The organism is Natronomonas sp., from assembly GCF_028274965.1.
GTDB lineage: Archaea > Halobacteriota > Halobacteria > Halobacteriales > Haloarculaceae > Natronomonas.
Genome location: NZ_JAQCNO010000001.1, coordinates 1 through 25,716 on the forward strand (window position 1 = coordinate 1; position 25,716 = coordinate 25,716).

At 69.4% G+C, this 25,716-nt stretch carries 28 protein-coding genes; 8 read left to right on the plus strand and 20 right to left on the minus strand.

The features are described from left to right. Positions 1-288 (plus strand): ferredoxin--NADP reductase (locus tag Q0916_RS00005; RefSeq protein WP_414689301.1); only part of this gene is annotated, 288 nt, incomplete at its 5' end. 109 nt (positions 289-397) lie between these two features. Here Q0916_RS00005 and Q0916_RS00010 read toward each other — a convergent pair. The 4 genes from Q0916_RS00010 to Q0916_RS00025 all read right to left on the minus strand — a co-directional run bounded on the left by Q0916_RS00010 (position 398) and on the right by Q0916_RS00025 (position 3,997). Then, the gene (locus Q0916_RS00010) at positions 398-1,459 is read right to left on the minus strand and encodes a hypothetical protein (RefSeq protein ID WP_299232582.1); all 1,062 of its coding nucleotides are present in this window, start codon (positions 1,457-1,459) and stop codon (positions 398-400) included. A 450-nt stretch (positions 1,460-1,909) separates the two neighbouring features. Continuing rightward, positions 1,910-2,455 carry a hypoxanthine/guanine phosphoribosyltransferase gene (gene hpt, locus Q0916_RS00015; protein ID WP_299232585.1) on the minus strand — a complete coding sequence of 182 codons (546 nt, stop codon included), beginning with the start codon at positions 2,453-2,455 and terminating at the stop codon, positions 1,910-1,912. 143 nt (positions 2,456-2,598) lie between these two features. Continuing rightward, positions 2,599-2,904: a hypothetical protein gene (locus Q0916_RS00020; protein WP_299232587.1), complete on the minus strand. Its 306-nt coding sequence runs from the start codon at positions 2,902-2,904 to the stop codon at positions 2,599-2,601. Between the two features lie 67 nt (positions 2,905-2,971). Then, complete coding sequence (locus Q0916_RS00025) at positions 2,972-3,997, minus strand: deoxyhypusine synthase (protein WP_299232590.1); 1,026 nt, start codon at positions 3,995-3,997, stop codon at positions 2,972-2,974. 755 nt (positions 3,998-4,752) lie between these two features. On the opposite strand from Q0916_RS00025, the gene Q0916_RS00030 reads away from it, so the two are divergent. From Q0916_RS00030 to Q0916_RS00050, 5 genes are all read left to right on the plus strand, one after another. Beyond that, positions 4,753-6,114, plus strand: coding sequence for a 4Fe-4S ferredoxin N-terminal domain-containing protein (locus tag Q0916_RS00030; RefSeq protein WP_299232593.1), 1,362 nt, complete (start codon positions 4,753-4,755; stop codon positions 6,112-6,114). After that, the gene (gene nrfD, locus Q0916_RS00035; protein WP_299232596.1) at positions 6,114-7,451 is read left to right on the plus strand and encodes an NrfD/PsrC family molybdoenzyme membrane anchor subunit; all 1,338 of its coding nucleotides are present in this window, start codon (positions 6,114-6,116) and stop codon (positions 7,449-7,451) included. The genes Q0916_RS00030 and nrfD overlap by 1 nt, the downstream gene beginning before the upstream one ends. Continuing rightward, positions 7,451-7,681, plus strand: a complete 231-nt coding sequence (locus tag Q0916_RS00040; protein WP_299232599.1) for a hypothetical protein — start codon at positions 7,451-7,453, stop codon at positions 7,679-7,681. Before nrfD ends, Q0916_RS00040 begins: the two co-directional genes overlap by 1 nt. A gap of 196 nt (positions 7,682-7,877) precedes the next feature. After that, positions 7,878-9,002: an Mrp/NBP35 family ATP-binding protein gene (locus Q0916_RS00045; protein ID WP_299232601.1), complete on the plus strand. Its 1,125-nt coding sequence runs from the start codon at positions 7,878-7,880 to the stop codon at positions 9,000-9,002. Between the two features lie 120 nt (positions 9,003-9,122). Then, complete coding sequence (locus Q0916_RS00050) at positions 9,123-9,344, plus strand: hypothetical protein (RefSeq protein WP_299232603.1); 222 nt, start codon at positions 9,123-9,125, stop codon at positions 9,342-9,344. 80 nt (positions 9,345-9,424) lie between these two features. Here the strand turns inward: Q0916_RS00050 and Q0916_RS00055 are convergent, their stop codons facing one another. The 6 genes from Q0916_RS00055 to Q0916_RS00080 form a co-directional block, all read right to left on the minus strand. Further along, complete coding sequence (locus tag Q0916_RS00055; RefSeq protein ID WP_299232606.1) at positions 9,425-9,748, minus strand: transcription factor S; 324 nt, start codon at positions 9,746-9,748, stop codon at positions 9,425-9,427. 64 nt (positions 9,749-9,812) lie between these two features. Next, on the minus strand, positions 9,813-10,241 hold the full coding sequence (locus Q0916_RS00060) for a hypothetical protein (RefSeq protein ID WP_299232609.1): 429 nt from the start codon (positions 10,239-10,241) through the stop codon (positions 9,813-9,815). Further along, complete coding sequence (locus Q0916_RS00065; protein ID WP_299232612.1) at positions 10,234-11,055, minus strand: hypothetical protein; 822 nt, start codon at positions 11,053-11,055, stop codon at positions 10,234-10,236. Before Q0916_RS00065 ends, Q0916_RS00060 begins: the two co-directional genes overlap by 8 nt. Before the next feature lie 62 nt (positions 11,056-11,117). Then, positions 11,118-11,954: an RAD55 family ATPase gene (locus tag Q0916_RS00070; protein WP_299232615.1), complete on the minus strand. Its 837-nt coding sequence runs from the start codon at positions 11,952-11,954 to the stop codon at positions 11,118-11,120. Positions 11,955-12,009: 55 nt separating this feature from the next. Continuing rightward, positions 12,010-12,984, minus strand: a complete 975-nt coding sequence (locus Q0916_RS00075) for a beta-ribofuranosylaminobenzene 5'-phosphate synthase family protein (RefSeq protein ID WP_299232618.1) — start codon at positions 12,982-12,984, stop codon at positions 12,010-12,012. A gap of 129 nt (positions 12,985-13,113) precedes the next feature. Beyond that, positions 13,114-13,254, minus strand: coding sequence for a rubrerythrin-like domain-containing protein (locus Q0916_RS00080; protein WP_299232621.1), 141 nt, complete (start codon positions 13,252-13,254; stop codon positions 13,114-13,116). A 141-nt stretch (positions 13,255-13,395) separates the two neighbouring features. On the opposite strand from Q0916_RS00080, the gene ilvD reads away from it, so the two are divergent. Beyond that, positions 13,396-15,153: a dihydroxy-acid dehydratase gene (gene ilvD, locus Q0916_RS00085; protein ID WP_299232624.1), complete on the plus strand. Its 1,758-nt coding sequence runs from the start codon at positions 13,396-13,398 to the stop codon at positions 15,151-15,153. Positions 15,154-15,164: 11 nt separating this feature from the next. On the opposite strand, the gene Q0916_RS00090 is transcribed toward ilvD, so the two are convergent. Then, complete coding sequence (locus tag Q0916_RS00090) at positions 15,165-15,851, minus strand: HAD-IIB family hydrolase (protein ID WP_299232627.1); 687 nt, start codon at positions 15,849-15,851, stop codon at positions 15,165-15,167. A 97-nt stretch (positions 15,852-15,948) separates the two neighbouring features. On the opposite strand from Q0916_RS00090, the gene Q0916_RS00095 reads away from it, so the two are divergent. Next, complete coding sequence (locus Q0916_RS00095; protein WP_299232630.1) at positions 15,949-16,158, plus strand: hypothetical protein; 210 nt, start codon at positions 15,949-15,951, stop codon at positions 16,156-16,158. A gap of 13 nt (positions 16,159-16,171) precedes the next feature. Here Q0916_RS00095 and hypF read toward each other — a convergent pair whose 3' ends face one another. The 9 genes from hypF to Q0916_RS00140 are packed head-to-tail and all read right to left on the minus strand — an operon-like array spanning position 16,172 to position 25,586. Next, positions 16,172-18,490 (minus strand): carbamoyltransferase HypF, encoded by a 2,319-nt coding sequence (hypF, locus tag Q0916_RS00100; RefSeq protein ID WP_299232632.1) that lies wholly within the window; start codon positions 18,488-18,490, stop codon positions 16,172-16,174. Continuing rightward, entirely contained in the window at positions 18,468-19,301 is an 834-nt protein-coding gene (gene hypB, locus Q0916_RS00105; protein WP_299232634.1) for a hydrogenase nickel incorporation protein HypB, read from the minus strand. Before hypB ends, hypF begins: the two co-directional genes overlap by 23 nt. Then, positions 19,298-19,678 carry a hydrogenase maturation nickel metallochaperone HypA gene (locus Q0916_RS00110; RefSeq protein ID WP_299232637.1) on the minus strand — a complete coding sequence of 127 codons (381 nt, stop codon included), beginning with the start codon at positions 19,676-19,678 and terminating at the stop codon, positions 19,298-19,300. The genes hypB and Q0916_RS00110 overlap by 4 nt, the downstream gene beginning before the upstream one ends. Position 19,679: 1 nt before the next feature. Beyond that, positions 19,680-20,729, minus strand: a complete 1,050-nt coding sequence (gene hypE, locus Q0916_RS00115; RefSeq protein WP_299232639.1) for a hydrogenase expression/formation protein HypE — start codon at positions 20,727-20,729, stop codon at positions 19,680-19,682. Continuing rightward, positions 20,726-21,841, minus strand: a complete 1,116-nt coding sequence (hypD, locus tag Q0916_RS00120) for a hydrogenase formation protein HypD (protein ID WP_299232640.1) — start codon at positions 21,839-21,841, stop codon at positions 20,726-20,728. Before hypD ends, hypE begins: the two co-directional genes overlap by 4 nt. Continuing rightward, positions 21,838-22,167 (minus strand): HypC/HybG/HupF family hydrogenase formation chaperone, encoded by a 330-nt coding sequence (locus Q0916_RS00125; protein WP_299232642.1) that lies wholly within the window; start codon positions 22,165-22,167, stop codon positions 21,838-21,840. Before Q0916_RS00125 ends, hypD begins: the two co-directional genes overlap by 4 nt. Then, positions 22,167-22,814 carry a hydrogenase maturation protease gene (locus Q0916_RS00130; protein ID WP_299232644.1) on the minus strand — a complete coding sequence of 216 codons (648 nt, stop codon included), beginning with the start codon at positions 22,812-22,814 and terminating at the stop codon, positions 22,167-22,169. The genes Q0916_RS00125 and Q0916_RS00130 overlap by 1 nt, the downstream gene beginning before the upstream one ends. Continuing rightward, entirely contained in the window at positions 22,814-24,331 is a 1,518-nt protein-coding gene (locus Q0916_RS00135) for a nickel-dependent hydrogenase large subunit (RefSeq protein ID WP_299232647.1), read from the minus strand. The genes Q0916_RS00130 and Q0916_RS00135 overlap by 1 nt, the downstream gene beginning before the upstream one ends. 10 nt (positions 24,332-24,341) lie before the next feature. Continuing rightward, positions 24,342-25,586, minus strand: a complete 1,245-nt coding sequence (locus Q0916_RS00140; RefSeq protein WP_299232650.1) for a hypothetical protein — start codon at positions 25,584-25,586, stop codon at positions 24,342-24,344. Between the last annotated feature and the right edge of the window lie 130 nt (positions 25,587-25,716).

The following is a 25,716-nucleotide window of genomic DNA, read 5'->3' on the forward strand; positions in this document are numbered from 1 at the left end:
GAGGAGACAATCATTCACCGAGAGACGCTCAACGAACTGGCGGCGAACAATCCCAATCTCAACCTGACCTTCGTTCTCTCGGACCCCAACTGGGAATGGACCGGGCGGATCGGATACGCACAGGAACACCTCGAAGACCTGTTCGACGAGTTCACCGAGCGGGACTTCTACGTGTGCGGGGTCCCGCCGATGGTCGTCCAGGCGAAAAACCGACTGGCCGAGCTTGGAGCGCCCGACGAGCGAATTCACAGCGAAGGCTGGGAAGACAGCGTCGTCGCAGACGACTAACGAGGAGTGACGATATTCGGTCAGTGCAAGGACCGTTCGCAGTTGGTTCGCTTGATCTGACCGTCCTCGGTTCGGCTCTTGGTGCGGTATCCCGGTAGGCCCGGCTCGACTATCCTTCGAGACGGCGCTCGGAGAGCCGCGGACAGCCGAGTCGGTCCATCGTGCCGTGCGCTACGAGTTCACGGAGTAGACCAAGATCTGCGCTCGCGTACGCTTTCAGGCAGTGAGCGAGTTGTGCCGAATCGATCGATCCGTCCTCGGGACCGAGATACCGCTCGATGAGCGCCGCATAGTCACCGTCGGTCATCCGTGGGTCGGATACGTCCGAGAGCGGCATGGTGTCGACCTCGCCGCGCCAGTCTGCCCGGTCGATCCCGATGTTGTAGTCGCTGAGTAGAACCGGATCGACCTCGATGCCGAGTTGACGAGCCGCTTCGACAACCGTGTCAGCCTCCGATCTGATCGGGACGCTCTCCGGGGTTGCGTGGAAGCACCCGTCCAGCACCCGCTCTGCTCCGGTCCCAACGATATCGCCCCCCGATGCTTGCGCGAGACGTTGATAGAGAATTTCGAGGGGAGAGCGGTCGGACCCACGCGTAACAAGCGTTGCTCCTTCTGCCTCGGAAAGGTCTTCGACGACGTGCTCGAGCAGGAGCTGTTCGTCTCGCGTGTCGGGTTCCTCGCGATGGTATACCGTCGCATCACTGGACCGGTCACAGTATGCGAAACAAACGGCGGCGATTTCGTACGTCTCCGGGTCTTCCACCCGGATACTTCCCGTTTCATCCGTCGGCCGGGGCTGGACTGTCACAGCGATACGTTCGTCGCTTGCCCCCAACTGGACCAGCCACGGGGTGTCAAGGTCAGCCAGTGGCGGGTGTGTCTGAGGCTCCGGTGCCTCGATACGTTCCACGCCACTGTTTCCGGATGGAAACAGGAGGTGGCCCCCGCGTGACCTCGACCGGACAACCCGGTTGAACCGGTACCATTTGCCCGTCTCCAACGACGATTCAGTAGCCGATGGCTCCTGGACTGCTACCCGTAGCTCCGTCCCCTCGGTATCGGTACAGTATAGCATGGACGTGGGTTCGGCCGGGTCGTCTGCAACGTAGTCAACCCGGAGTGGGACCTCTAAACCACGCTCCGCCGAAATCTCTCTTGAGGCTGTCATCTGTTCGAGAAAATACGGCCCGTACGTTCAAAAACTACAACCTGTCTCTGTGGAGTGTTAATCAGGAGCTCACCAACATTTTCTGCAACTACCCGTTCACACTCTTTTTAGAGATTCTGAACCCATCGTCGGACGTATTCTCTGTCTCTGTGCTAATTCGTATAGCTCTTGAGACAGAGTCGTACGGACCACTGCCTCACGTCGCATCTAACCGCTCACATTGTACTCTATTCGACCTCAAATGACGGCTGTTCTCTCAGAGGGCAGCAGACGCGATTCTCTGACGCTCGTCCACTTCTCTTCGCAAATGTACGGATAGAAACGTGGCCTCGGCACTCATAGGGCTCGTCACCGCCGGCTGCCTACGCCGACTCGGACGGAGCGCTCGTCATCGGCCACCCGATGGTAGACGCGCGGGCGATTAAAAACCGCCGAGAGCCCGCCGCCGGCTCAATGGACCGTCACGTCGCCGTCCTCGACGGTGATGTCGACGAGACTCGTCGCCTCGTGGGACGTCTCATCGAGCGCGGACTCCCCGAGTTTCCGTATCACGACGACGATGTCGGCGATGTCGGCTCCGATCCCGTCCAGGGCGTCACAGATGGCCGCGAGCGTGCCGCCCGTCGAGAGCAGGTCGTCGACGATGAGCACGCGGTCGCCCGCCTCGACGTCGTTGATGTACATCTCCGACTCGGAGTAGCCGGTCGTCTTGTGCAGCGAGACCTCGTTCGGCAGGCCGTAGGACCGCTTCCGGATGACGACGAGCGGGACGTCGGTCTGCAACGAGAGCGCGGTCGCCAGGTGGATCCCCATCGCCTCCGGCGCGACGATCTTGTCGACGTCGAGATCGGCCGCCCGGATGACTTCGACGACGACCTCCCGGAGCAGCGCCGGATCGAGCACCGGGACGCCGTTGCTTATCGGATGCACCATGTACTCGTAGCCGTCCTTGTCGATTATCGGTGCCTCGTGCAGCGACTCGCGGAGCCGGTCCATACCGGCCGTTCGGAAACCGGATACAAATGGCGTTCGCTCTCGTGGACGCCACAACGCCGACGCGGGACTGCGGCGAACGCCAGAAACGACGGCCCGCGGGGCTCGGTTCGGTTCGGTTCGGTTCGGTTCCGGAGACGGGACGTTCAGGACCCGATCGAGGGGTCCGCACCCCGCGCTCCGAACCCCGAGAGGCGGTACGCCCGCGAGTCGGTACAGTCCTCGTTCTCGGCGGCGAACTCGCCGATCGCGGCGTCGAAGCGGTCCTCGAACCCCTCGTAGGGGGCCTCCTCGATCGCCGCGATCACCGCCTCGACGGTGAGCGTCTCCGCGTACTCCTCGCGGAACGCCGCGGCGTTCGACGCCGCCTCGCCCGCGACGCCTCCGTCGGCTCCGAACGCTTCGACGAGGCGCTCTGCTAGTTCCGTCTCGAACGCGTCGTCCTCGCTCATGGGTACTGTTCCGTACGCCGTCGTGGTTTGTATCGGTTCCGGGATCGGCTCCGGTCCGGTCCGCCGGCTACCGCTCGAGTTGGTCTAAGGCCCCGGCGACCACGAGCGGGAGCGTGATCGTCGCGTCCGCGTAGACGGAGACGCTCTCGGCGTCCGTCTCGAGTTTCCCCCACGAGCGCGCCTCATCAAGCGTCGCCCCCGAGAGCCCGCCGGTCTGGGGCGCGTCCATCGTCAACTGGACCGCGTAGTCGTACGCGCCGGGCGTGACGAGCATCGTCTGGAGGACGTAGTTCTTCGGAACGCCGCCCCCGACGACGAACGCCGCCGAGGAGTCCGCCTCGTACGCGAGGTCGTTCAGCGCCGACATGTCCCCCAGCGCGTCCAGCGAGAACCCGGAGACCTGCGAGCGGAGCCACGCCTGCAGCCCGAGCACCGAGTCCTGGATCGCCGGCGCGTGGATCGGCACGTCGTGTTCGTACGCCGCCGCGGCGATCCCCGGGTCCTCCGGGACGTCCTCGCGGTCGTTCACTTCCGCGTTCGCCCGCCCGAGTTCGCGCGTGAACGCCGCGATCGGAACGGTCTCTTCGCCGACGGTCTCGAACACCTCCTCGCGGAGGTGGGTCTCGAAGAGCGCGAAGTGCTCCTGAGGGAGATAGACGTTGTAGATCCGATCGACCTGTTCCTCGCGGAGGCGCTCGTCGAACGCCGGCCCGTCGTACTCAGGGTGGTCCTCGGTGCCGTGGTGGTGCTTCCCGCCGATGGCCTCGATGGCGTCGTGCGTCAGGTTCGCGCCGGTCGTCACCAACGCGTCGATGTGGCCCTCGCGGATCAGGTCGGCGACGATCGCCCGCATCCCGGCCGGCACCATCGCGCCGGCGAGCCCGAAAAAGACCGTCGTCTCCTCGCTGCGGAACATCTCGCCGGTGACGTCGATCGCCTCGGCGACGTTCGCCGCCCCGATCCCCGCCTCCCCGTACTCGGCGGCGAGTTCGGCGACGCTCATCCCCGCCGAGACCCGCGCGTGACCGATCGGATCGTGGTCGAACGCCTCCCGATGCGGCGTCTCCGCCGGCTCCGTCTCGTCGTCGCTCATGATCGTGCCTCGGGCGGCGGCCCGTTAAGCCCGCGGATCCGTCGTCGTTCGGTCGCGAGCGAGGCGGGCACGCAGAGGGGGCTCGAAAACTAGTAGTCACACAGTAATAAATCTGCCGCATCGGCCGAAAACGGCGGAGTACGAGCCTGTGATTGCGATAATACCGGCCGAATGAAGAGTCTTTAATACCGTCGGACCAAATAGCCAGCCGTGATGGCAGCACCCGGTGGCGACTGGCGACCCCTCGCCGATGGATCCCGGACGGCCACGACCGAGCGGGCGTGTTCGGAGGACCCGGGGATCGGTTCGGGGGCCGCGGCGACCGACCTCGGAGCGGCCCGAGACGGATCGATCGCCGCGCGGACGCTCGCCGATACCACGGGTACTAGCACCGAAACGTCGAACACCACCGAAGCGGACGGCGATCCGGTCCCCCGAACCTCCGGCCATCGAGGTATCGGGGCGATCCGATGTCGTCGCGGGGTCCGTTCGGACGGGACGACCCCGCGATCCGTCGATCCGGCGGGGACGCGACCCCGACGGTATCTCTCTGCGTTGCTCTCTACGGGACCCGGACACCTCCGGCGGTGCGGCGGTCTTCCGATCGCCCGCGCCGGGGTGCCGGCGAACGACAGCCGTGGACGGTCCACGAGCGGAACGGTGATACTCACATGAGCAAAGACGACTCTTCCTGTGGCCGCGACAGTTGCGGCTGCGGGGAAAACGACGAAACAGCGGACGAATCGTTCCACCCGATGGGTGAGGATTACGAGGAGGAGATGCGGGAGATGCTCGACGACACCGAGTACGACACCGAACTCGGCATGGATATGGCCGAAGACGCCATGGCCCTCATCCAAGGCGAGATCTCCGAGGCCGAGTTCCACGACAAGTACAACGAGGCCGTCGTCGAGGAGTTCGATGTCGACGACCGCCCGACGGTCGACGCCTTCGAGGAGATGAACGCCGAGGAGGACGAGAGCATCTTCAAGAAGCTGACCGGCGGCGGCGACATCGCCGACAAGCTCGCCGGCCTCGACGCCGACACGAGCCAGAGCCGCCGCGACACGATGAAGAAGATGGGCGCCGCGGGCGCCGCGCTCGGTCTCGGCGGCGTCGCCTCCGCACAGGGGGGCTCCAGCGACCCGAAGGACGACGAGTACGGAGCCAACCCGGTCGGGGACACCTCCGACGAGGGCACGCAACTCGGGATGGTCATCGACCTCAACCGCTGTGACGGCTGTCTCGAGTGCGTCACCGGCTGCATCGAAGAAAACAACACCTCCTCCGGGGCGAACTGGATGTACGTCCTCAGCTACGAGGACGAGAGCACCGAACAGGAGAACTTCCTCGTCCGGCCGTGTCAACACTGCACGAACGCGCCGTGTGAGAAGGTCTGTCCGGTCCGGGCCCGACACACCCGCGACAAGGACGGCATCGTCCTGACGAACTACGAGACCTGCATCGGCTGTCGGTACTGCCAGGTCGCCTGCCCGTACGGCGTCAACTACTTCCAGTGGGGCGAGCCCGACACGCCGTTCGACGAGCTGATGGGCGCGGACGGCGACTACGACGAGGACTCGCTCAAGGAGATGGACTACGAGCAGCGGAACCAGCTCCTCACGGAGAACAACGACCACATCTACGACGAGCGTGGCATGTGGAGCGACAGCCGACCGCCGCAGGGCGTCATGGGCAAATGCACCATGTGCCCGACCCGACAGGACGGCCACAGCGGCGAGGAAAAACAGGGGACGGTCGCCTGCATGGAGGCCTGCGACGCGGCGGGCATGAGCGCGATCCACTTCGGCGACGTCAACGACCCCGAGAGCCGACCGCGGCAGTACATGCGACAGCGCGCCGAACAGGAGTTCGCCCGCGACACCGAACTCGACAACGGCGAGCAGTGGGGCGAGACGGTCACGCCGTGGGCGAAGCTCTCGGCGTTCAAACTGCTCGAGGACCTCGGCACCCGGCCGAACATCACGTACCTCGGCAACCAGCCCGGCCCCGAGGCCGAACAGGTCGAGGGCCCCGTCTCCTACGAGCAGATCGGCGTCACGGACAACAGAAAAGAGCACCTCGACCAGTACACCTTCGGGGCGGGTGACGACTGATGAGCTCGCGAACGCCGAGTTCGGACGACATCGTCCGCCCGATGCAGTCGACCTCGAAGTGGTACTACGTCCTCTTCGGCGTCGCCAGCCTCCTCGCGCTCGTGTGGTTCGGCCTCTGGTCGATCCAACTCAGCCAGGGGCTCGCGGTCACGAACCTCGCCGACTGGGGTTCCGGCGGCGGCGTCACCTGGGGGCTCTACATCGGCGCGTTCATCTGGTGGGTCGGGATCGCCCACGGCGGGATCATCCTCTCGGCCGCCGTCCGACTGTTCGGGATGAAGCGGTACCTGCCGGTCGCCCGCCTCGCCGAGCTGCTCACGATCGGCGCGCTGAGCATGGCCGGGATGTACATCGTCATACACGTCGGCCGCCCCGATCGGATCGTCACGAGCGTCGTGCAGGCGTACCCGGTGACGGTTCATCAGTCGCCGCTGGTGTGGGACGTGACGGTCATCACGATGTACATGGTGATGACGCTCACGTACCTCGGTCTCACCGTCCGGTACGACCTCGCGCGGCTCCGTGACGACCTGCCCGACATCCTCGAACCGGTGTACAAGATCGCGACGCTCGGCTACTCCGAGGCCGAGGACGAGGTCATAGAGCGGATCGTCTGGTGGCTCGCGCTCGGCGTGATCGTCATGGCCCCGCTGTTGTTGCACGGCGGCGTCATCCCGTGGCTGTTCGCGCTGCTCCCGTCGATGCCCGGCTGGCAGGGGGCCATCCAGGGGCCGCAGTTCCTGACGATCGCGCTCACGTCGGCCATCGCCGGCGTCATCATCCTCGCGCTCACGGTGCGGCGCGCCTACGACTGGTACCACATCCTCACCGACGACGTGATCCGCGGCCTGACGCTTTGGCTCGGGCTGTTCAGCCTGCTTTTCGTCTGGCTCCAGCTCCAGCAGGTCATCACGGGCGTCTACGCCGCGCCGCTCGATCAGCGCACGTTCGCGGCGGCGAAGGTCACCGCGCCGGCGTACCAGTTCGCGATCGGCGTCGTGTTGATCGCGCTGGCGTACATCTTCGCCCAGGCGGTTCGGCCGAGCATCTTCAGCGTCCGCCGCTCGCTCGCGGCCTCGGTGATGGTGCTCGCCGGAACGCTGACCGAGAAGATCCTCTTCGTCTTCGAGGGGATCGAGTACCCGACGTTCAGCATGTACGCGAACACGCCCGGCGAGTACTTCCCGAGTCTCATCGAGATCGGGTCGCTCGTCGGAACGATCGCCATGTGTACGCTGTTCTTCATGGTGATACTGAAGGTCGTGCCGGTGATCGAACTCCACGCGATCGAGGAACTGCGTGGCGAGGGCCACAGCGCTCCGGGGGATGATGACTGATGGTTGAGTTCGACGCCTGGAACTTCCTCTACCCGGGAACGTGGGTCATCTTCGTCGTGATCGGGATTCCGGTGTACACCGCGATCCTCGGGTGGTTCTTCGGCAAGCCCCGCGAGTTGGACAAATCACTGATGGCGCTGACGTACCTGGTCGGGTTCATCATCTCGATGTGGGTCGGACTGTACGTCCTGACCCAGATCATCGGCGTGGTCTTCCCGATGGCGAGGTAGCTCCGCGCCGTCCGGCCTCCGTCCGCTTCCGGTTTCGTTCGTTTCTGTTTTCGCTCCCGTTTTTGCCTTCGTCTCGGTTCCGTTCCCGTCTCCGTCCTCCTCGAGCGTTCGCTTTCTGCCGTCGGGTCCGCTCGCCGGCCGAGATCGCCCGAGAATAAAACCTCATACGTCCTCGCGCCGTAGGATTGCCGATCAGATGACAGAAACCGAAGACGAACTCGAGGCGCGACTCCGGGAGATCGAGGACCCGCTCGTCGGCGAGGACATCGTCACGATGCGGCTGATAAACGACGTGACGATCGACGACGGTACGGCCTCCGTCTCGCTCGCGTTCAACACGCCGTTTGCGCCCGCCGAACTGGAACTGGGCGACGCGATCAGGGAGGCCGTCAGGGACGTCGGCCTCGAACCGGACCTCTACGCCGAGGTGGGCGACGAGCACGGGTTCGACGAGGAGGTCATGCCGAACGTCCGAAACGTCGTCGCGGTGGCCTCCGGAAAGGGCGGCGTCGGCAAGACGACCATCGCCGCGAACCTCGCCGCCGGCCTCGAACAGATGGGCGCACGCGTCGGTCTGCTCGACGCCGACATCCACGGCCCCAACGCGCCCCGCGTCCTCCCGGTCGAGGAGGAACCCGGGATCACCCCCGACGAGAAGATCGTCCCGCCGACGGCCGACGGCGTGAAGGTGATGAGCATGGGCTTTCTGATCGGCGAGGAGGACGATCCCGCGATCCTCCGGGGGCCGATGGTCAACAACGTGATGACGCACTTCTTCGAGAACGTCGAGTGGGGCGCGCTCGATTACCTCGTCGTCGACCTGCCGCCGGGAACGGGCGACGCCTCCTTGGATCTCGTCCAGACGCTGCCCGTCGCCGGCGTGGTCATCGTCACGACGCCACAGCAGATGGCCGTCGACGACGCCCGCAAGGGGCTCCGGCTCTTCGAGAAGCACGACACGCCCGTGTTGGGCATCGTCGAGAACATGAGCCTCTATCACTGCCCGAGTTGCGGCGACGAACACGACCCCTTCGGCCGGGGCGGGGCCGAGGAGATGGTCGAGTCCTACGACGTCGATCTCCTCGGTCAGGTCCCGATCCACGAGGACCTCGGTGCCGACGGGACCGCCGATCCGGCGGTCAAACTCGAAGGGAGCCCGGTCAGGGGGTCGATGCGCGATCTCGTCGACGACATCGCCGACACGGTCGGCGAGACCAACCGCCGGAAGGTCGCCGACATGCTCGATCTCGGCGGGCGCGAGGAGGACAAAAGCCCCGTCGACGACCGACAGCCGAAAAGCGAGAGCGGGCCGAAGCTGTAAGCGCCGGGCGATCGCCTTGCGAACATGCGCTCGCGGATGGCGGCGGCACACACGAGGTCCGCGGGCTGTTCCCCTATCCCGCGCCGAACCCTCTTGTGTGAGACGCCCCACAGTGGAGGCATGTCCACGACCGTCGACACCCCGAGCGCGGACGAGACGTGTGCGTACTGCGGTTCGCGCATCTTCGATCACGATCCGATCTGCGTTCGCGACTGCGACGCCGACTGCGGCTCGCCGGCGTACTTCTGTAACTACGCGTGCCTGTCGGTGTACATAGACGAACACGGCCTGACGACCGGAGACGCCTGCGCGTGGTCGCCCGACGCGGACGGGTGCTGTTGATCGGGGCCGAACGAACGCCCGGGGCGTAGAGACCACGTTCCCCGGAGACGCGGCCTCGCCCGCGGCGGACTCGGTTCGACTCAGCTGTATTCTCGCCAACGATTGCCACAACTCTGGCACTTGAAAAACCGCGTCGGCGGCTCGTCGGCCGCCCCGGTCTGTTTGATCGTGTACCACGCGACGCCGTGGCCGCACTCCTCGCAGGTGACGTCCTCGGCGGTCGGTTTGCCCTCGAAGTCGGCGTCGGGGGAGGACTCGATCACGTCGCCGTCCGTCTGGGTCTCCGTGCTGACGAACGACGCCGCAAGCGACCGGTCTTTCGGCACGCTCGCGCCGCAGGACGAACAGACCATCTCCTCGCCGTCGGCGTGCATCATCGAACCGCAGTCGTCACAGAACTGCATGCCGGGCCGAACGAGACACGAACGCAAAAGCGTGCGGGCTCGGTGCGACCGACCCCGACCGGAGCTACCCGGACTCGTCGTCGGGAAAGACCGTATCGGCCCGCTGCCGGCGGGCGACGATCGGGCAGTTCGAGACCCGGAACCGATCGACGCCGACGAGCTCTTCGATCTCGGTCCCGGGGTTCGTACACGCCACCTCGGGCGGCTCCGAGAAGAACTCGCACTGCTTGCAGTACTGGTGTTTCGAAACGACGGCGTCGGCTCCGAGCGCCCCCGGCTCCGGGGATTCTCCCTCCTCGGAGAGGACCGCATCCCAGAGGGCCTCCTCGTCGATACTGGTCGTCTCGACCGGCTCGAAGAGGTTCTCGACCGACTCGCCGGCGATCTCGTCGTCGGCGAGCGGTTCGAGTTCGGCGAAGGGGTCGCCGTCGCCGTCGTGTCCGTTCGTCGCCCGGTCGCCGCCGTCGCTGGCGTCCTCGCCGCCGTCACTCATCGTCCGTCCCCGCCGTCCCGTCGGCCCCGGGGTCGTCCTCGGGGTCCGCCCCGGAGTCGACGAGCTTCGGGGTCCGCCACCGCCGGAGCACCGAGTCGTCGTACTCGATCCCGTCGAAGCGGTGCTCGCAGTGCGGACAGGCGGGCTCGCTCAGCAGGCCGATCCGGACCGACTCGCCGCAGCTCTCGCAGTTCGCGCTCGTCGTTCCGTTGCGGTTGGCGTCCTCGCGGATCGATCCGAGCGCGCCGCTCGTCCCGTCTATCCCGTCCGCGCGCCGCTTGAGCACGACGACGGCGCGCGCGAGCCGATCCAGCTTGGTCTCGGTGTCCTCGATGCGCTCCGCGAGCCCGTCGACCTCCGAGGCGAGCCCCCCGAGTTCGTCCCCGATGGACTCGACGTCGGCCCCGATGCGGTCGGTGTCTGCCGAGAGCTCCCCGACCCGCCCGGAGAGCTCGTCGATCTCGGCGTGGCCGTGGTCGGCCGACGCGGCGTCCTCGACGCCCTCTTTGAGCTGGAGGATGCGGCTCCGGAGGTCCTCGACGTGGTCCGAAAGCGAGCGCTCGACGTCGTCGATGCGGCCCTCGATAGCGTCGATGTCGGCCGGTTCGATCTCCGCGTCCTCGATCGCGTCCGAGACCAGCGCCGACAGGTCGTCGTCGTCGACGTCCGACACCGCGCGGTGCGCGCCGAGCAACCGGACGAGAAGCGTCTCGCGGTCGACCCCGAGCTCCGCGGCTCTCTCGTCGAGCCACGCCGAAAGCGGCGGCGAGAGCGTGACCGACAGTTCCCCGTCGGCGGCCGACTCGGTAGCCATTATGGAGTGTTAGGTGCCGACGCGTTCTTAAGGGTTCGCCCGCCTCAGCCGCCGAAACGCGCTCACCTGATCTTCCGGACGTCGCTGATGTCGAACCCCGAATCGCCGATCTCGGTCTCGAACTGGACGATGTCCTCGGCTTCGATCCGCGAGAGCACGCCGTCGAACTGCTTGACGACCAGCGTCCTGTCCCGCGTCGATCCCCCGCTCTCCCAGTTGAACACCATGGTCCCGTCGACGGAATCGACGAGCTGCCCGTGTCGCGTGTCGTCGACCGCGTTCCGGTTGATCCGAACGAGGACGAGCCCGCCCCACTCCGAGGCGGCCCGGCCGATCCCCTTCAGTACCACGGGGACGTCGTTCCACGAAACCTCCGCGTCCGAGATCCCGAGGAGGTCTGTCACGGAGTCGATGGCGACGAGGTTCCCGCTCGCGTGCTCCGTCAGCCGGTCGCCGAGCGCCTCGGCGACGTTCCGCCTGGCCGTCGTGTCCCCGAGGTCCGAGATGGAGTCGATCCGGTCGGAGTACCACTCCTTGGGGACCGGGCTGAGCCGGAAGTACTCGGGCGAGAGGTCGTGAAACGTGGTGTTTTCGACCGCGCTCTCGATGATCTCGTCGTCGACGGTGAACGACATCTCGTCGCGGATCTGCTCGCCCGCGTCGGTGAACGAAACGTAGTGCACCTCCTCGGGGATGACGGTGTTCTCGCCGAGGTCGCCGTAGTAGAGGTCGAAAAGCTCCGGATCGGCCCTCGCCAGGGCGTTCATCAACACGGCGGTGTACATGAACTCGCTGGCTCCCGCGCCGGCCTCCCCGGAGAGCAACACGACGCTTCCCGGGGGCGCGCCGCCGCCGATCGTCGAATCCAGTCGGGGGATTCCGAATGGGATCCGGTCCATACGGGTACGTCCCGCCGGAGCGCTAAATAACTGCCCGCGTTCGGGCCGGGCGGGCTCACCCGAGCCGCGTGACGTCCGCCCCGCGGTTCCGGGCGGCGTGAACGCTGACGCGCCCCTCGAGTCCCAGCTCCGACAGCGCCGCTTCGGCCGCCGCGACGGCCTCCGGGGCGTCCGAGGCGTCGGTCACGCCGTAGACGGCCGGTCCCCACGAGGACTGCCCGACCCCCCGGACCGCGGGACTCTCCGAGAGCGCGTCGATGATCCGGCCCGCTGGCGGCCGGTAGACGCCGCCCTGCTCGTCGGCGTACCACGTCCCGTTGAGCCGGCCGAACGCGCCGAGCGCGTCGCCGAAGGCGCCGAGTCGGCGCTCGGCGACCGCCGGCAGGAGCCGCCTGACGAGCACGGCGGCGAGTTCATCAGCGACGGCGGGATCAGCCCCCTCCACCGCGTTCCGCATGCTCTCGTCCTCGTCGGCGCCGCTCCGCCCGGCGTCAGCGTCGGGTAACACGAGGAGAAACCGCCACGACGGGGCCACCTCGCGGCGCGCGATCACCGCCGGTACGCTCCACTCGCCGGGGGTCGGCGGGGCCGTCGTGAAGCGCTCGGTCGGGTGTCCGGCGTCGGCGACGAACCCCCCCGACTCGAACGTCGCGACGCCGACGCCGCTCCGTCCGCCCCTGTCTAGCGCCGGCGCCCGCTCTCGGACCTCCGGCGAGAGGTTGTGAGCGCCCGCGACGGCGGCGAGCGTTCCGAGCGCGGCCTGCGTGCCGCTTCCCAGTCCGACGTGTCTCGGCAGCGTCTCGACGACGTCCAAGGCGACGCCGTCGACGCCGAGGAGGGCACAGCTCTCGGCGGCGTACTCGGCGAACGGCGACCGATCGCAGGCGACCGCCCCGGCGGGTTCGGCCTCGAGGACGACGCTCGGCGACTCCAGGCCGACGCCGACCCCGCCGTAGAGCCGCCCGTGGGTCAACGAGAGGTTCTGAAACCCGAAGTGAAGCCTCGCCCCGACGTCAACGCGGACGCGCATTGAACGCCGTAGGCCGCCGGCCCTGTTGTCGGTTTCGGCAGCGGCGAAGCGTCTCGTTCCGTTCTGTTCCGTCTCGCCCTCGTGTCGTCCCGCCCGTTGCTCCGGCGTCAAAGCGCCGCCGCGGGCGGCTCAGAGGTCCCGGGACCGACCCAGGTGCAGAAGCTCCCCGCCGCATTCCGGGCAGATCCCGGCGTCGTCCGCCTCCGTCCTGTTCCCGCATTCCAGACATTCGTGTACTTCTGCGCCGCATTCGATCTGGTTCGGTCGCATATTTCCTCGTACGTTCCCGAAGCCATTATCGGGTTTCCTTAATGACCTAGTTGTATATAATCACTCCGAGGGCGGCGCTGTACGGACGTCCGGTTTTCGGAGAGGGGGACGATTAAGTCGCTCGCCCGCCACGTGTGTCGTATGAGCCAACAGACGCCACCGGAGACGGAACCCGGCAGCTACGAGAAAGACGAGCGGCTCCGGAGCCGCGAGGTCACCGAGGGCGCCGAACGGGCGCCCCACCGCGCGATGTTTCGGGCGATGGGGTTCGACGACGAGGACCTCTCCTCGCCGCTCGTCGGGGTCCCGAACCCGGCGGCCGACATCACCCCCTGTAACGTCCATCTCGACGACGTCGCCGCCTCCGCCATCGAGGGCATCGAGGACGGCGGCGGCATGCCGATCGAGTTCGGCACGGTGACGATCTCCGACGCGATTTCGATGGGGACGGAGGGGATGAAGGCCTCGCTCATCAGCCGCGAACTCATCGCCGACTCCGTCGAGTTGGTCTCCTTCGGCGAGCGGATGGACGCCCTCGTGACGGTCGCCGGCTGCGATAAGAACCTCCCCGGCATGCTGATGGCCTCGATCCGGACCGACCTCCCCTCGGTGTTCCTCTACGGCGGCTCGATCATGCCCGGCGAACACGACGGGCGGGACGTGACGATCGTCCAGGTCTTCGAGGGCGTCGGCGCGTACGCCCAAGGGGAGATGAGCGGCGAGGAGCTCGACGAACTCGAGCGGAACGCCTGTCCCGGCGCGGGCTCCTGCGGCGGGATGTTCACCGCGAACACGATGGCGTCGATCTCGGAGGCCCTCGGGATGGCCCCGCTCGGCAGCGCCTCCGCGCCGGCCGAGGACCACGAGCGGTACGCGATCGCCCGCCGAGCCGGCGAACTCGCTGTCGACGTGGTCGAGGCCGACCGCCGGCCCTCCGATATCCTCTCGAAGGAGTCCTTCGAGAACGCGATCGCGCTCCAGACCGCGATCGGCGGCTCGACGAACGGCGTGCTCCACCTGCTCGCGCTCGCCGCCGAGGCCGGGATCGACCTCTCGATCGAGGAGTTCGACGAGATCTCGCGGCGGACGCCGAAGATCGCCGACCTCCAGCCGGGCGGCGAACGGGTGATGAACGACCTCCACGAGGTCGGCGGCGTGCCGGTCGTCGTCCGACGGCTGCTCGAGGCCGACCTGTTCCACGGGGACGCGATGACGGTCACCGGCCGGACGATCGCGGAAGAACTGGCCGTTCTCGAGGACGAACACGGCCTCCCGGCCGACGAGGAGATCGAGGCCGACTTCCTCTACACCATCTCGGACCCGAAAGAGCCCGAGGGCGCGATCAAGGTCCTCGACGGCAACCTCGCCCCCGACGGGGCGGTCCTGAAGGTAACCGGGGATGACGAGTTCTACCACGAGGGGCCTGCCCGGATCTTCGAGGACGAGGAGGCCGCCATGCGGTACGTCCAGGAGGGCCACATCGAGTCCGGCGACGTCATCGTCATCCGCAACGAGGGCCCGAAGGGCGGGCCGGGCATGCGCGAGATGCTCGGCGTCACCGCCGCCGTCGTCGGCGCGGGCCACGAGGACGACGTGGCCCTTCTGACCGACGGCCGCTTTTCCGGTGGCACCCGCGGCCCGATGGTCGGCCACGTCGCCCCCGAGGCGTTCGTCGGTGGCCCCATCGCGGCCCTCGAGGACGGCGACCGCATCACGGTCGACATCCCCGAGCGGACGCTTGCGGTCGATCTCTCCGAGTCCGAACTCGACGCCCGCCTCGCCGACTGGGAACAGCCCGAGCCGGCCTACCCCGGCGGCGTCCTCGCAAAGTACGGCAACGCCTTCGGCTCGGCCGCAAACGGCGCGGTGACGAACCCCGGCGTCAGACGCGACAAGTAGAGCCCGCAGCGCTATCCCCGTTCGGCCCGCTCGATCCGTTCGAGCGCCTCCAAGAACCCGTCTGCGAACCGCCCGTCGGTCACCGTGCCGGCCGCTCGCGTCGCCGCCTTATCGGCGTTTTCGACCGCGAACGAGCGCCCGACGGCCCCGAGAAGTTCGGCGTCGTTCTCCGAGTCGCCCACCGCGGCGAACTCGGCGACGTCGACCCCGAGAAGGCGGGCGGCGTCCCGGAGCCCGGTCGCCTTGTCGACGTCGGGGGACTTGACGTGGTACGCGTAGCCGGTGTCGACGACGACCTGTCCGTGCGCGTCGGCGATCGCCTCAAGCGGCGCGAGGGGCTGGTCGCGGGCGACGGCGAGTTCCGTCTCCCGCCAGCGGTTGACCGCGTCGAACGAGCCCCATCCGAGGGCGTGTCCGGCCGCCCGGTAGTCGGACGCGACGGCCGCCGCGGCCTCGGGGTCGCCGTTGTACACCACCTCGTCGGCCGCCTCGACGAAGACGACGCCCCCGTTCTCCGCGACGACGGCGGTCGGGATCCCGAGGAAATCACACAGCCCGACCGGGTACGGGAACGATTTCCCCGTTGCGATGACGACCGGCGCGTCCCAGGCCCGGATCGGGTCGAACACCCGCGGGTCGAGCGACCCGTCGGGGCGGGTGAGCGTGCCGTCGATGTCGGCGGCGAGCGGCGGGACCATACATGGGGTTGTCCGGCCGCCACAATCAACCCCTCGGCGACCCGACGCTTCGCCGCCGCGGAGACAGCTTTAGGTCGCTCGGCCCGGTATCCGATGTATGAGCGTCAGCGGGCTCTGTGAGCTCTGTGAGTCCGGGTCCGTCGAGGACGGCTGCGAGCGCTGCGGCCGACTCGTCTGCTCGGAGCACTACGACGAACCGACCGGGTTCTGTACGGCCTGCGTCTCCGAGGTCGGACGATCCCCGGGCGGCACCCCCAACGGAGATCGCGGGGAGCGCCCTGACGGCGTCGACGAGTACCGGTTTTGAACGCCCGGACGCCTCAGCCCCCCTCGGCGGTCCCCGCGGCCAGCCTCGCGCTCGCGACGACCGCCTGTCCGTACGATAGCCCGCCGTCGCCCGGCGGCACCCGGTCGTGGGCGAGGTACGTCAGCCCGGCGCGCTCGATCCGCTCGCGGACGCGCCGATCGATCGCGGCGTTGTACGCCACGCCGCCGGTGAACCCGACCGCCCCGAGGCCCCGCTCGGTCGCCGCGTCTATCGCGATCGCCGCGAGGCCGTCGGCGAGCAGCTGCTGTGCCGTGGCCGCCACGTCCGCCTCCGGGTGTCCTTCGAGTCGGTCGGCCAGCGCGGCTCCCGCCTCGCGGGCGTCGAGAACCCGCGTTTCGCCCCGCGAGCGGACCGGCGGGTCGAGTCCGAGCGGCTCGCCCGCCCCGGCCGCGGCCTCGAGTCTCATCGCCGGTTCGCCCCGGTAGCGCCGCTCGGTACAGACGCCACAGAGCGCCGCGGCCGCGTCTAAGAACCGCCCGGCGCTCGTCGTGGGCGGGCTGTTGGGTCCGCCCGTCGCCTGCTCGAGGACCGCGTCCGCGGCCGTCTCGGACCCCACCGTTTCGCTCTCGAGAAGCAGCGACCGCGCCAGTTTGGGGTCGCTCTCGGCGAGGAGTGCGGCCGCGACGCGCGGTGGCTCGTGGACGGCCCGCTCGCCGCCGGGCAGCCGGAACCGCGAGAGCCCGCCGACGCGCTCGTAGCCGTCGAGCCCGGCGTCGAGCACCTCGCCGCCCCGGACGATCCCTTCGGGGCCGTAGCCGGTGCCGTCAGCGGCGATGACGACCGCGCGCTCTCGGCCCCGCTCGGCCAAGAGCGACGCCGCGTGGGCGTGGTGGTGCTGGACGGCGACCGTCGGCTCCGGCCGCGCCTCGGCCATCCGCGTCGTCTCCACGTCCGGGTGCATGTCGCGGGCGACGACCGACGGTTCGACGCCGAGGAGATCGAGCGCCCCCGCGCTCGCGCGCCGGTGCCACGCGGCCGTTTCGGGGCCCGACACGTCGCCGACGTGCTGTGAGAGAACGACAGCGTCCCCGCGGGTGGCCGCGACCGTGACGTCCGATCCCGCGCCGACGGCGAGCACCTCCCGGTCCCCGCCGGGCACCACCGGGCGATCGAGCGGTCGGGGAACGTACCCCCGAGAGCGCCGCAGCACCCGCGATCCGTCGGCGAGGGGCTTCACGACGCTGTCGTCGCAGCGGTTCTCGATCGCCCGGTCGTGTACCAACGCGGCGTCGAGGACGTCCCCGAGTTCCAGCAGTTCCTCCGTCGTCGTCGCCATCGGCGCTCCCGGCCGGTTCGCGCTCGTCATCACGAGCGGCCCCGAGCCGACGGCGTCGAAAAGCAGGTGATGGAGGCCGCTGTGCGGGAGCATGACGCCGACGGTGCCGAGTCCCGGCGACACGCACTCGAGCCACTCCCCGCCCGCCTTCGGCAACAGCGCGATCGGCCGCCGCTCGTCGGAGAGCAACCCGGGGTCCCGAAGGGTCACAAACGAGCCGGCCGACTCCACCGACCGCGCCATCGTCGCGAACGGCTTTGCGGGCCGGGCGAGCCGCTCCCGGAGCCGGCCGACCGCCCCGCGATCGCGGGCCCGACAGGCCAGGTGCGTCCCGCCGGCGCCTTTGACCCCGACGATCGCGCCCCGGTTCAGGCGCTCGGCGGCCGCCTCGATAGCCGCAGCGCCCGTCGCTTCGCGCTCCCCGTCGGCGACGAGAGACAGCGTCGGCCCGCAGACGGGACAGGCGATCGTCTGTGCGTGAAACCGGCGGTCGGTCCGGTCGCGGTACGCCGCCTCGCAGTCCGGACACGGCTCGAAGGCGGCGAGTGCGGTTTCGGCTCTGTCGTACGGGAGCCCGCGGGTGATCGAGAACCGCGGGCCGCACTCCACGCAGGCGGTCGCCCAGTAGCCCTCGAACCGCGAGTTCGGGTCGCGCATATCGCCGAGACACGACGCGCAGACGGCGGTATCCGGCGGTACGAGCGCCGCGCGTTCGTCGCTGCCGGTCGAGTCCTCGATCCGGAACGACGCGTCCCCGCGACAGTCGGCCCGCTCGACCGACACGCCGTCGATCCGGGCGAGCCGCGGCGGGTCCGTCCGGATCGCCTCGACGGCGCGATCGACGGCCGACGGCGGCCCCTCGAGACGCGCGAGGACGCCGCTGTCGGTGTTCCTGACGCGGCCGGCGAGTCCGCGATCGGCGGCGATGCGGGCCACGAAGGGCCGGAAGCCGACGCCCTGGACCGTCCCGGTGACGGTGACACGGACCGCCGTTCGGTCCGGGCCCGTCGACTCAGCGGCGGCGTTCGTCGGCACGGTTCGCCCCGCTACCGTGATCGTGGTCGTGGTCGTAGCCGTCGCCGTGGCTCTCGGGCCCCCGATCGAGCAGACGGCGGAGCCGATCGATCCCCGCTCCGGTCTCCGCGCTCGTCGCGACGACCGGCGTCTCCGGGGCGATAGCCCGGGCGTCCTCCCGCATTCGCGCGACGTCCGCGCCGACCGCGCCGGCGATGTCGGTCTTGTTGATGACGACGAGATCGCACGCCTGAAACACCAGCGGGTGCTTCCGGACCACGTCGTCGCCCTCGGTGACGCTGACGACGACGACCCGAAGCGACGCCCCGAGCGGGAAGTCGGCCGGGCAGACCATGTTGCCGACGTTCTCGACGAAGAGGCGGTCGAGCCCGCCGAGATCGAGTTCGTCGATCGCCCGCCCGACGCGCGCCGGATCGAGGTGGCAGTCCGTCCCCGTCGTCACGTCGACGACCGGGACGCCGTGGCTCCGGTAGCGCGTCGCGTCGTCGTCGCCGGCCACGTCGCCGGCGATGACGGCCGCTCGCTCCCCGTCAGGCCGTCGGTCGAGAAGCGCCTCGACGAGCGCCGTCTTCCCGCTGCCGGTCGCTCCGAGGAACTCCGCGGCAAAGACGCCGCCGTCGCGGGCCAACCGCTTGTGGACCGCCGCCGCCTCCCGCTCGACCGCGGCGAGGACGTCCGCCTCGGCCTCGCCGTCCGACGGGGCGGACCCGCCTTCGCCGTGACCGAACCGGTGTGCCCGGACGGCGGATAGAATCGGTTCAACTGCGTTTCGAAGCGTCGCGTCGACTCCGCGTTTGGGTGCGTGTCTCATTGTTCCGTCTCCGTTCGCTCGGGTATCTCGATGGCGCTGAGGCGGCACTCCCGGCCGGCGCGCAACGACAGCCGGCGCCCACAGTCGGGACAGCGGAGCGAGGGCGCGTCGGGCACGACGCCGTCGATCGGCTCCGTCGGCCCGGACCACCCGCACTCGCAGGCCCCGGCCGGCTCGACGCGATCGAACTCGACGGTCGCCTCCGCGGCCGCCGTTCCCTCCGTGATCGCGTCGAGACAGAACCGGAGTTGATCCGCGGTCAGGTGGGTCGCGGTCCCGAGTTCGACCGTCAGGCGGTCGATGCGCCCGGCGTTTCGCTCGCTCGCCGCCTCGAGCGCCGCCTCCAGCAGTCGGTTCGCCGCGGTCAGTTCGTGCATCTCAACAGATCCGCGGGCGCTGTTCGCCACTCGGTTCGGTGAGGTATCGCTCTCCGATCCCGGTGTCGACGACGACCCGGCCGCCGTGCTCCGCGACCGCCCGCCCGACGAGCGCCGCCTCCGTCCCGCCGGCCGCCCGGAGCGCCGACAGGACGTCCTCCGCGTCGCCCTCGTCGACGCCGAGCACCATCCGCCCCTCGCAGGCGATCTTCAGGGGATCCAGCCCGAGGACGTCGGCGACCGTTTCCGTCGCGTCGTCGACCGGGACGGCCCGCTCGTCGAGGCGGACCCCGACGCCGCTCCGTTCGGCGAACTCGACGAGCGCGGTCGCCACCCCGCCGCGGGTCGGGTCCGTCGCCGCGGTCACCGTCCCGGCGTCCACCGCGGCCGCGACGAGGTCGTTGACCGGCGCGACGTCGCTTTCGAGGTCGGCGTCGAACCCGAACGACTCCCGCTCGGCGAGCAGGGCGACGCCGTGGTCGCCGACCGGCCCGGTGACGAGGAGCCGGTCGCCCGGCGAGAGCCCGGCGACCGGGAGTTCGGCTCCCTCCTCGATCCGGGCGACGCCGGCCGTGTTGACGACGATCCCGTCGAGATCGCCGCGAGGCATGACCTTCGTGTCGCCCGTCGTGATCGGCGCGTCCGCGGCCGACGCGGTCTCGGCCATCGAACCGAGGACGCTCTCGACGGCGGCCGTCGGGGTTCCGGCCTCGACGACGAGCCCGCAGGTGAGCGTCTCCGGCTCGGTCGCCCCCATCGCCGCGAGGTCGTTGACCGTCCCGGCGACCGCGAGCCGCCCGACGTCGCCGCCGGCGAAGAACGGCGGATCGACGACGTGGCTGTCGGTCGTCACGACGAGCGCGCCGTCGCCGGTCGGCAGGACCGCTCCGTCGTCCAAGGCGTCGATCCCGATCCCGTCGGCCGGCGAGTCACCCCGGAACCGGGGCACGACGGCGTCGGACAGCAGCTCGCGCATCCGCTCGCCGCCCGCGCCGTGGGCCGCGGTGACCGTTTCGTCGCCGTCGGCCATCGGGTCCGCGCGCTCGCTCATCGCCCTCGGACCTCCCCGAACTCGCGTTTGATCCGACAGGGGCCCTCGTCGCTGACCATGCACGCGCCGACGGGGTCCGCCGGCGTGCACTCGTCGCCGAACAGCGGGCAGTCCGACGGCGTCGCGTGTCCGGCCATGATCTCCCCGCAGAGACACTCGCTCTCGCGGTGATCGCCGCCCGGGGGATCGATCTCGAATCGCTCGCTCGCGTCGTAGGCGGCGTACTCCGACCGGATCGATAGCGTCGCGTCCGGCACCTCAGCGATCCCGCGCCACCGCCCCGGGACGCGCTCGAAGACCTCCCACAGCGCCGCCGCCGCGGCCGCGTTGCCGTCCTCGCTGACGCACCGCGGGTACGCGTTCTCGACGCCCGCCGAGCCCTCGGCGACCGACTCGACGACCTCGAGTAACGCGTACAGGACGTCGATCGGCTCGAACCCGCCGACGACGACGGGGATGTCGTGGGCTTCGGCGATCGGCTCGTAGACGCCCGCCCCCGTGATCGTCGCGGCGTGACCGGCCGCGAGAAAGCCGTCGACGCGGGTGTCCGGATGGGCCGCGACGACGTCCATCGCCGGCGGGATGTACTTGTGCGCCGAGAGCACGGAGAAGTTCGACGGCGGACCGTCCCGGAGCACGCTCGCCGTCGGCGCCGCCGTCGTCTCGAACCCGACGCCGAAGAACACGACCTCACCGTCGGTCTGCTCGGCGAGGGCGACGGCCTCGTCGGCGCTGTAGACGACCCGGACGTCCGCGCCGCGATCGCGGGCGTCCGCGAGGCTCCCGTTGTGGCTCGGCACGTCGATCATGTCGCCGTACGTCGCAACGGTGTGGCCCGCCTCGGCGAGGGCGACGGCCTCGGCGATCTCCGCGCTGTCGGTGACACAGACCGGACAGCCGGGCCCCATGGCGACGGTCAACCCCTCGGGCAGCACGCTCCTGATGCCGAACTCGGCGATCGTCTCCTCGTGGGTGCCGCAGACGTGAACGATCCGGACCGGCTCCTCGAGACCGGCCAGACGCTCCTCGAGGCGATCCCGGAGCGCGCTCGCCCGGTCGGGATCGCGGAACTCGAGTTCGTCCAGACCGGACTCGGGTTCGGCGCCCGTCACGGGCGTTCACCTCCTCTTTCATCCCCACCCCTGCTTTCGCCTCCGCCCTCGGCGGTCGCCGGGCGACCGACGCCGCCGAGGCCTCCGGCCGCCGCGTCGGGGCCCTCGCCGCCCTTGATCGCGGACTCGTACAGCTCGATCGTCCGTTCGACCTGCGCTTCGGGGATCTTCCGGATGGCGAACCCGGCGTGGGTGAGCACGTAATCGCCCACGTCGACGTCGCTTCCGACGATGTCGATCCGCACCTCCTTTTTGGCGCCGCCGAAATCGACGGTCGCCTCGACGCCGTCGATCGAGCTGACCTCTCCGGGGACGCCGAGACACATCACTCGACACCCCCTTCCGGCCTCTCGCCCGCGTTGTGGCTCTCGCCCGCCTCCCAGGGATCCCCCGAGAGGAGCCGCTCGGGTCGGAGTCTGCCTCTGACGCTGTGCCCCTGTCGCTCGTGGTCGTCGACCGCTTCGGCCTCGATCTCGGCCTCGCAGTCGACGCAGTACCAACTGGCGTTCATGAATCGGTCACCACCGCTCGGCCGGTCGGCCGTCCGCTCGGCGTCGACGGCGGCGGCTAAGTCCGGAACGATCCGCTCGATCGACGGGCTCAGGCCGACGGCCGGTTCGATCCGCGCCGGAACGACGCCGACGACGGCGACGCGCTCCGGGAGGTCGTAGGCGCTCCGACAGCGCCGGATCGCCGAGGCGAACGTGAAATCGTGCATCAGCACCTCGGCCGCCGCGCCGTCGTCGTCCGCCCGCACCCGATGGATCGTCCCCGGCGGGCCCTCGGCGTCGATCGCGTCCACGACGACCGCCCGGCTCGCGCCGTCCATCGCCTCCAAGGCGAGAAGCGCCGTCGTGCCGACGAAGGCCGTCTCCGGCCCGCCGTCGTTCGCGCCGTCGAGCTCCCGAACGACGGCCCTCGCGACGCCGTCGTCGCCCATCGTCGGGTTCCCCACGCCGACGACGACCGCCATCACTCGCCCCCCGGAGCGTGCGGTTCGATCGTCGTCTCGAAGGACTCGCCGCCCCCGTGGACGTGGACGCCGCAGCCGAGACAGGGGTCGAACGAGCGGATCGTCCGCATCACGTCGATCGGGGCGGAGACGTCGGGCACGGGGATCCCCTCGGCGGCCGCCTCGAAGACGCTCGGCTCGCCGTCGGCGTCGCGGGGTCCGAGGTTCCACGTCGTCGGGGTGATGAGCTGATAGCCCGTCACCTCCCCGTCGGTGACCTCGACCCAATGCGAGAGCGCCCCCCGCGAGGCGCCCCAGAAGCCGACGCCGCGCCCCGAGAACTCGTCGTTCCAACTCGCCGTCGTCTCCCCAGAGGGGTCGAGCGCGTCGAGCCACTCCAGTACGTACTCCCGGACGAGAAGCAGCTCCTGGACGCGAGCGGCGAGGCGGTTGAACGTGTTCGATCGCCGCCTACCGCCGCCGAGGGACTCCCGGAGTCGCCCCGGATCGCGCTCGGCGGCGACGAGCCGCGCCAGCGGCCCCGTCTCCATCGAGTCGCCCTCGAACCGCGGCGCCTTCCCCCAGGAGTACGCGTCGGGCTTTTCGGGGGCCGGCTCCGGCGGCGGCGAGTCCCCCGGCGAGCCGCCGGAGTCCTCGGTGTACCAGGCGTGCGAAACGTCCTCGGTGATGCCCTCGACGAGTTCCTCGCGCGTCGGGCGGGTGAGCGTTCCGTCCCGGTAGATCCCGGGCGGCAACACGAGCGACTCGTCGCCGGTCCCGTAGAACATCCCGTTCGCGTAGAACCGCCCCGGGCCGACGCCGAACCCGTCGGCGCCCTCCTCGGCGGCGGCGACGAGCACCGAGCAGACGTCGTACAGCCCCGGCGCTCGGTCGGTCGGGCCGCGCCGGTCGCGGGCCCGCTCGATCGTCGCCTCGAGTTCCCCGGTCGGGCCGAGCCACTCGTCGAGCGCCGCCATCGTCTCTGTGACCTCCTCGATTGTCTCCGGGTCCGGGTCAGAGACGACGCCGCCCGGCGCGTACGTGAGCGGGTGGGGTGCCCGCCCACCGAACTCGGAGAAGCCCTGTAGCAGGCGGCGCTGTTGATCCAGCGCCGCCCGGTAGCCGTCGCCCTCGACGGGATCGAGGCGGGCGAACCCGGTGTCGGCGACCGCGTCGCTGTAGTCCGGCCCCGCGAGGGTGAACAGGTGGATCGCGTGGTTCCAAAGCAGGAACATCCCCTCCATGATGTCCCGGAGCAACCGCCCGGTCTCCGGGACGGATCCGAAGACCCCGGCGCGTCTGGCCGCGTCCTCGATAGCGAGGATCGACGCCTGCCGGTGGCAGGTAAAACAGACGCCGCAGACCATCTGGGTCACCTGCGGGACGTCGGAGGGTCGGCGACCGAGGACGATGCTCTCGATGCCCCGGAACATGTTCATCTCGCTTTCGGCGCGGACGACCCGCCCGTCCGCCACGGAGAGCGTCGTGCTGTGGTGTCCTTCGATGCGCGTCGTCGGATCGATCTCGATTTCCGGCATGGGTTCGGTCTCAGTGCTCCGCCGACGGTCGATCGACGCCTCGGACGATCGATCCGCCGTCGGTGTGTCTGTCGTACAACCATACGAACGGTGCCAGCGGCGCGAGCGGAACGAGGACGACGGCCATCGCACAGGCGAGCGCGATCCCCGGGAGGCTGCGCGGCGCGTCGGGGAGCGACGCGGCGACACCGGGGCCGTCGTTTCGGTCGGTCCCGCCCGCTTCCGGCCGGTCGGGCGGATCGGCGCGTCCCGTCCCGTCGTCGTCGCGCGTGTTCGAATAGAACGGGCTGAACCGGTCCCAAAACGCCGGCTCGACGCAGCCGATACAGGGCGCGCCGACGTTCCGACAGACCGTCGTCCCGCCGTTTCTGAGCCGCATCGACCCGTCGCAGTGGGCGTACACCCCCGCGCAGCCGACGTCGTACAGGCAGCCGCCGTCGCCCGGCTCGGCGGCGAACTCGAAGCACTCGTAGTCCTCGCGGAGTTCGCAGTCGTCGTGAACCAGCGGACCGAAAAGCGGCAGCGGTCGGTTGTACTCGTCGAGCGCGACGCCGTGGCCGTTGAGAACGGTCGCGAGCGTCAGTATCAGGTGTTCGGCGTACAGCGGACAGCCGGCGACGTTGATGACGGGAAGCCCCGCGTCGGTCCGAAACGCCGGGCCGAAGACGCCGCCGGGGTCCTCGCCGTCGAACTGCAGCCCGCGGGCCCCGGTCGGGCTCTCGCCGACCTCGTTGCTGTCGTGCCGTCCGGCGGCCGGCAGCCCCCCGAAGGCCGCACAGCTGCCGGCGGCGATGACGACGTCCGCGCGCTCGCCGAGTTCGATGACCCAATCGAGGACCGGCTTCGGGTTCCCCTGCTCGTCCACGCCGAGCGTCGCGGCCCGGGGGATCCTCGTCGGGATCGCCCCCTCGACAATGAGCACGTCCGGGCCCTCCGCGAGCCCGTCGACGGCGGCGTCGCCCGACGGCTCCATGAGCGTCGAGTGAAAACTGACCCGTTCGCGGAGCTCGCTGAGCGTCTCCTCGATCGCCGGCGAGTCGCTCTGGAGGAACGACATCGTACACCCCGAGCAGCTCTGTCCCTGCACCCAGGCGACGCCCGCGGACCCGTCGATACCGCCCCGGAGCGCAGAAACGATTTCCGTGCCGTACTCGCTGACGACCGCCCCGGCCTCGCTTCGGTCGACGAGTCGGAGGAAGTCCGGACCGGTCGGTGCGGGTTCCTGCCGCGGCTGGCGTGGAGGCTCTGTTGACATGGTTCGTGCGCAATGAGCGTCCGGCGTTACCCGCCGTCGGCCGCTATTGCGTACCGCGGTACGCCGCCGGGCGACCTCAGCAGCCCCCCAAAGTACGGTGGTGGTTTATGAACCGACAGCCGGCTCCTCT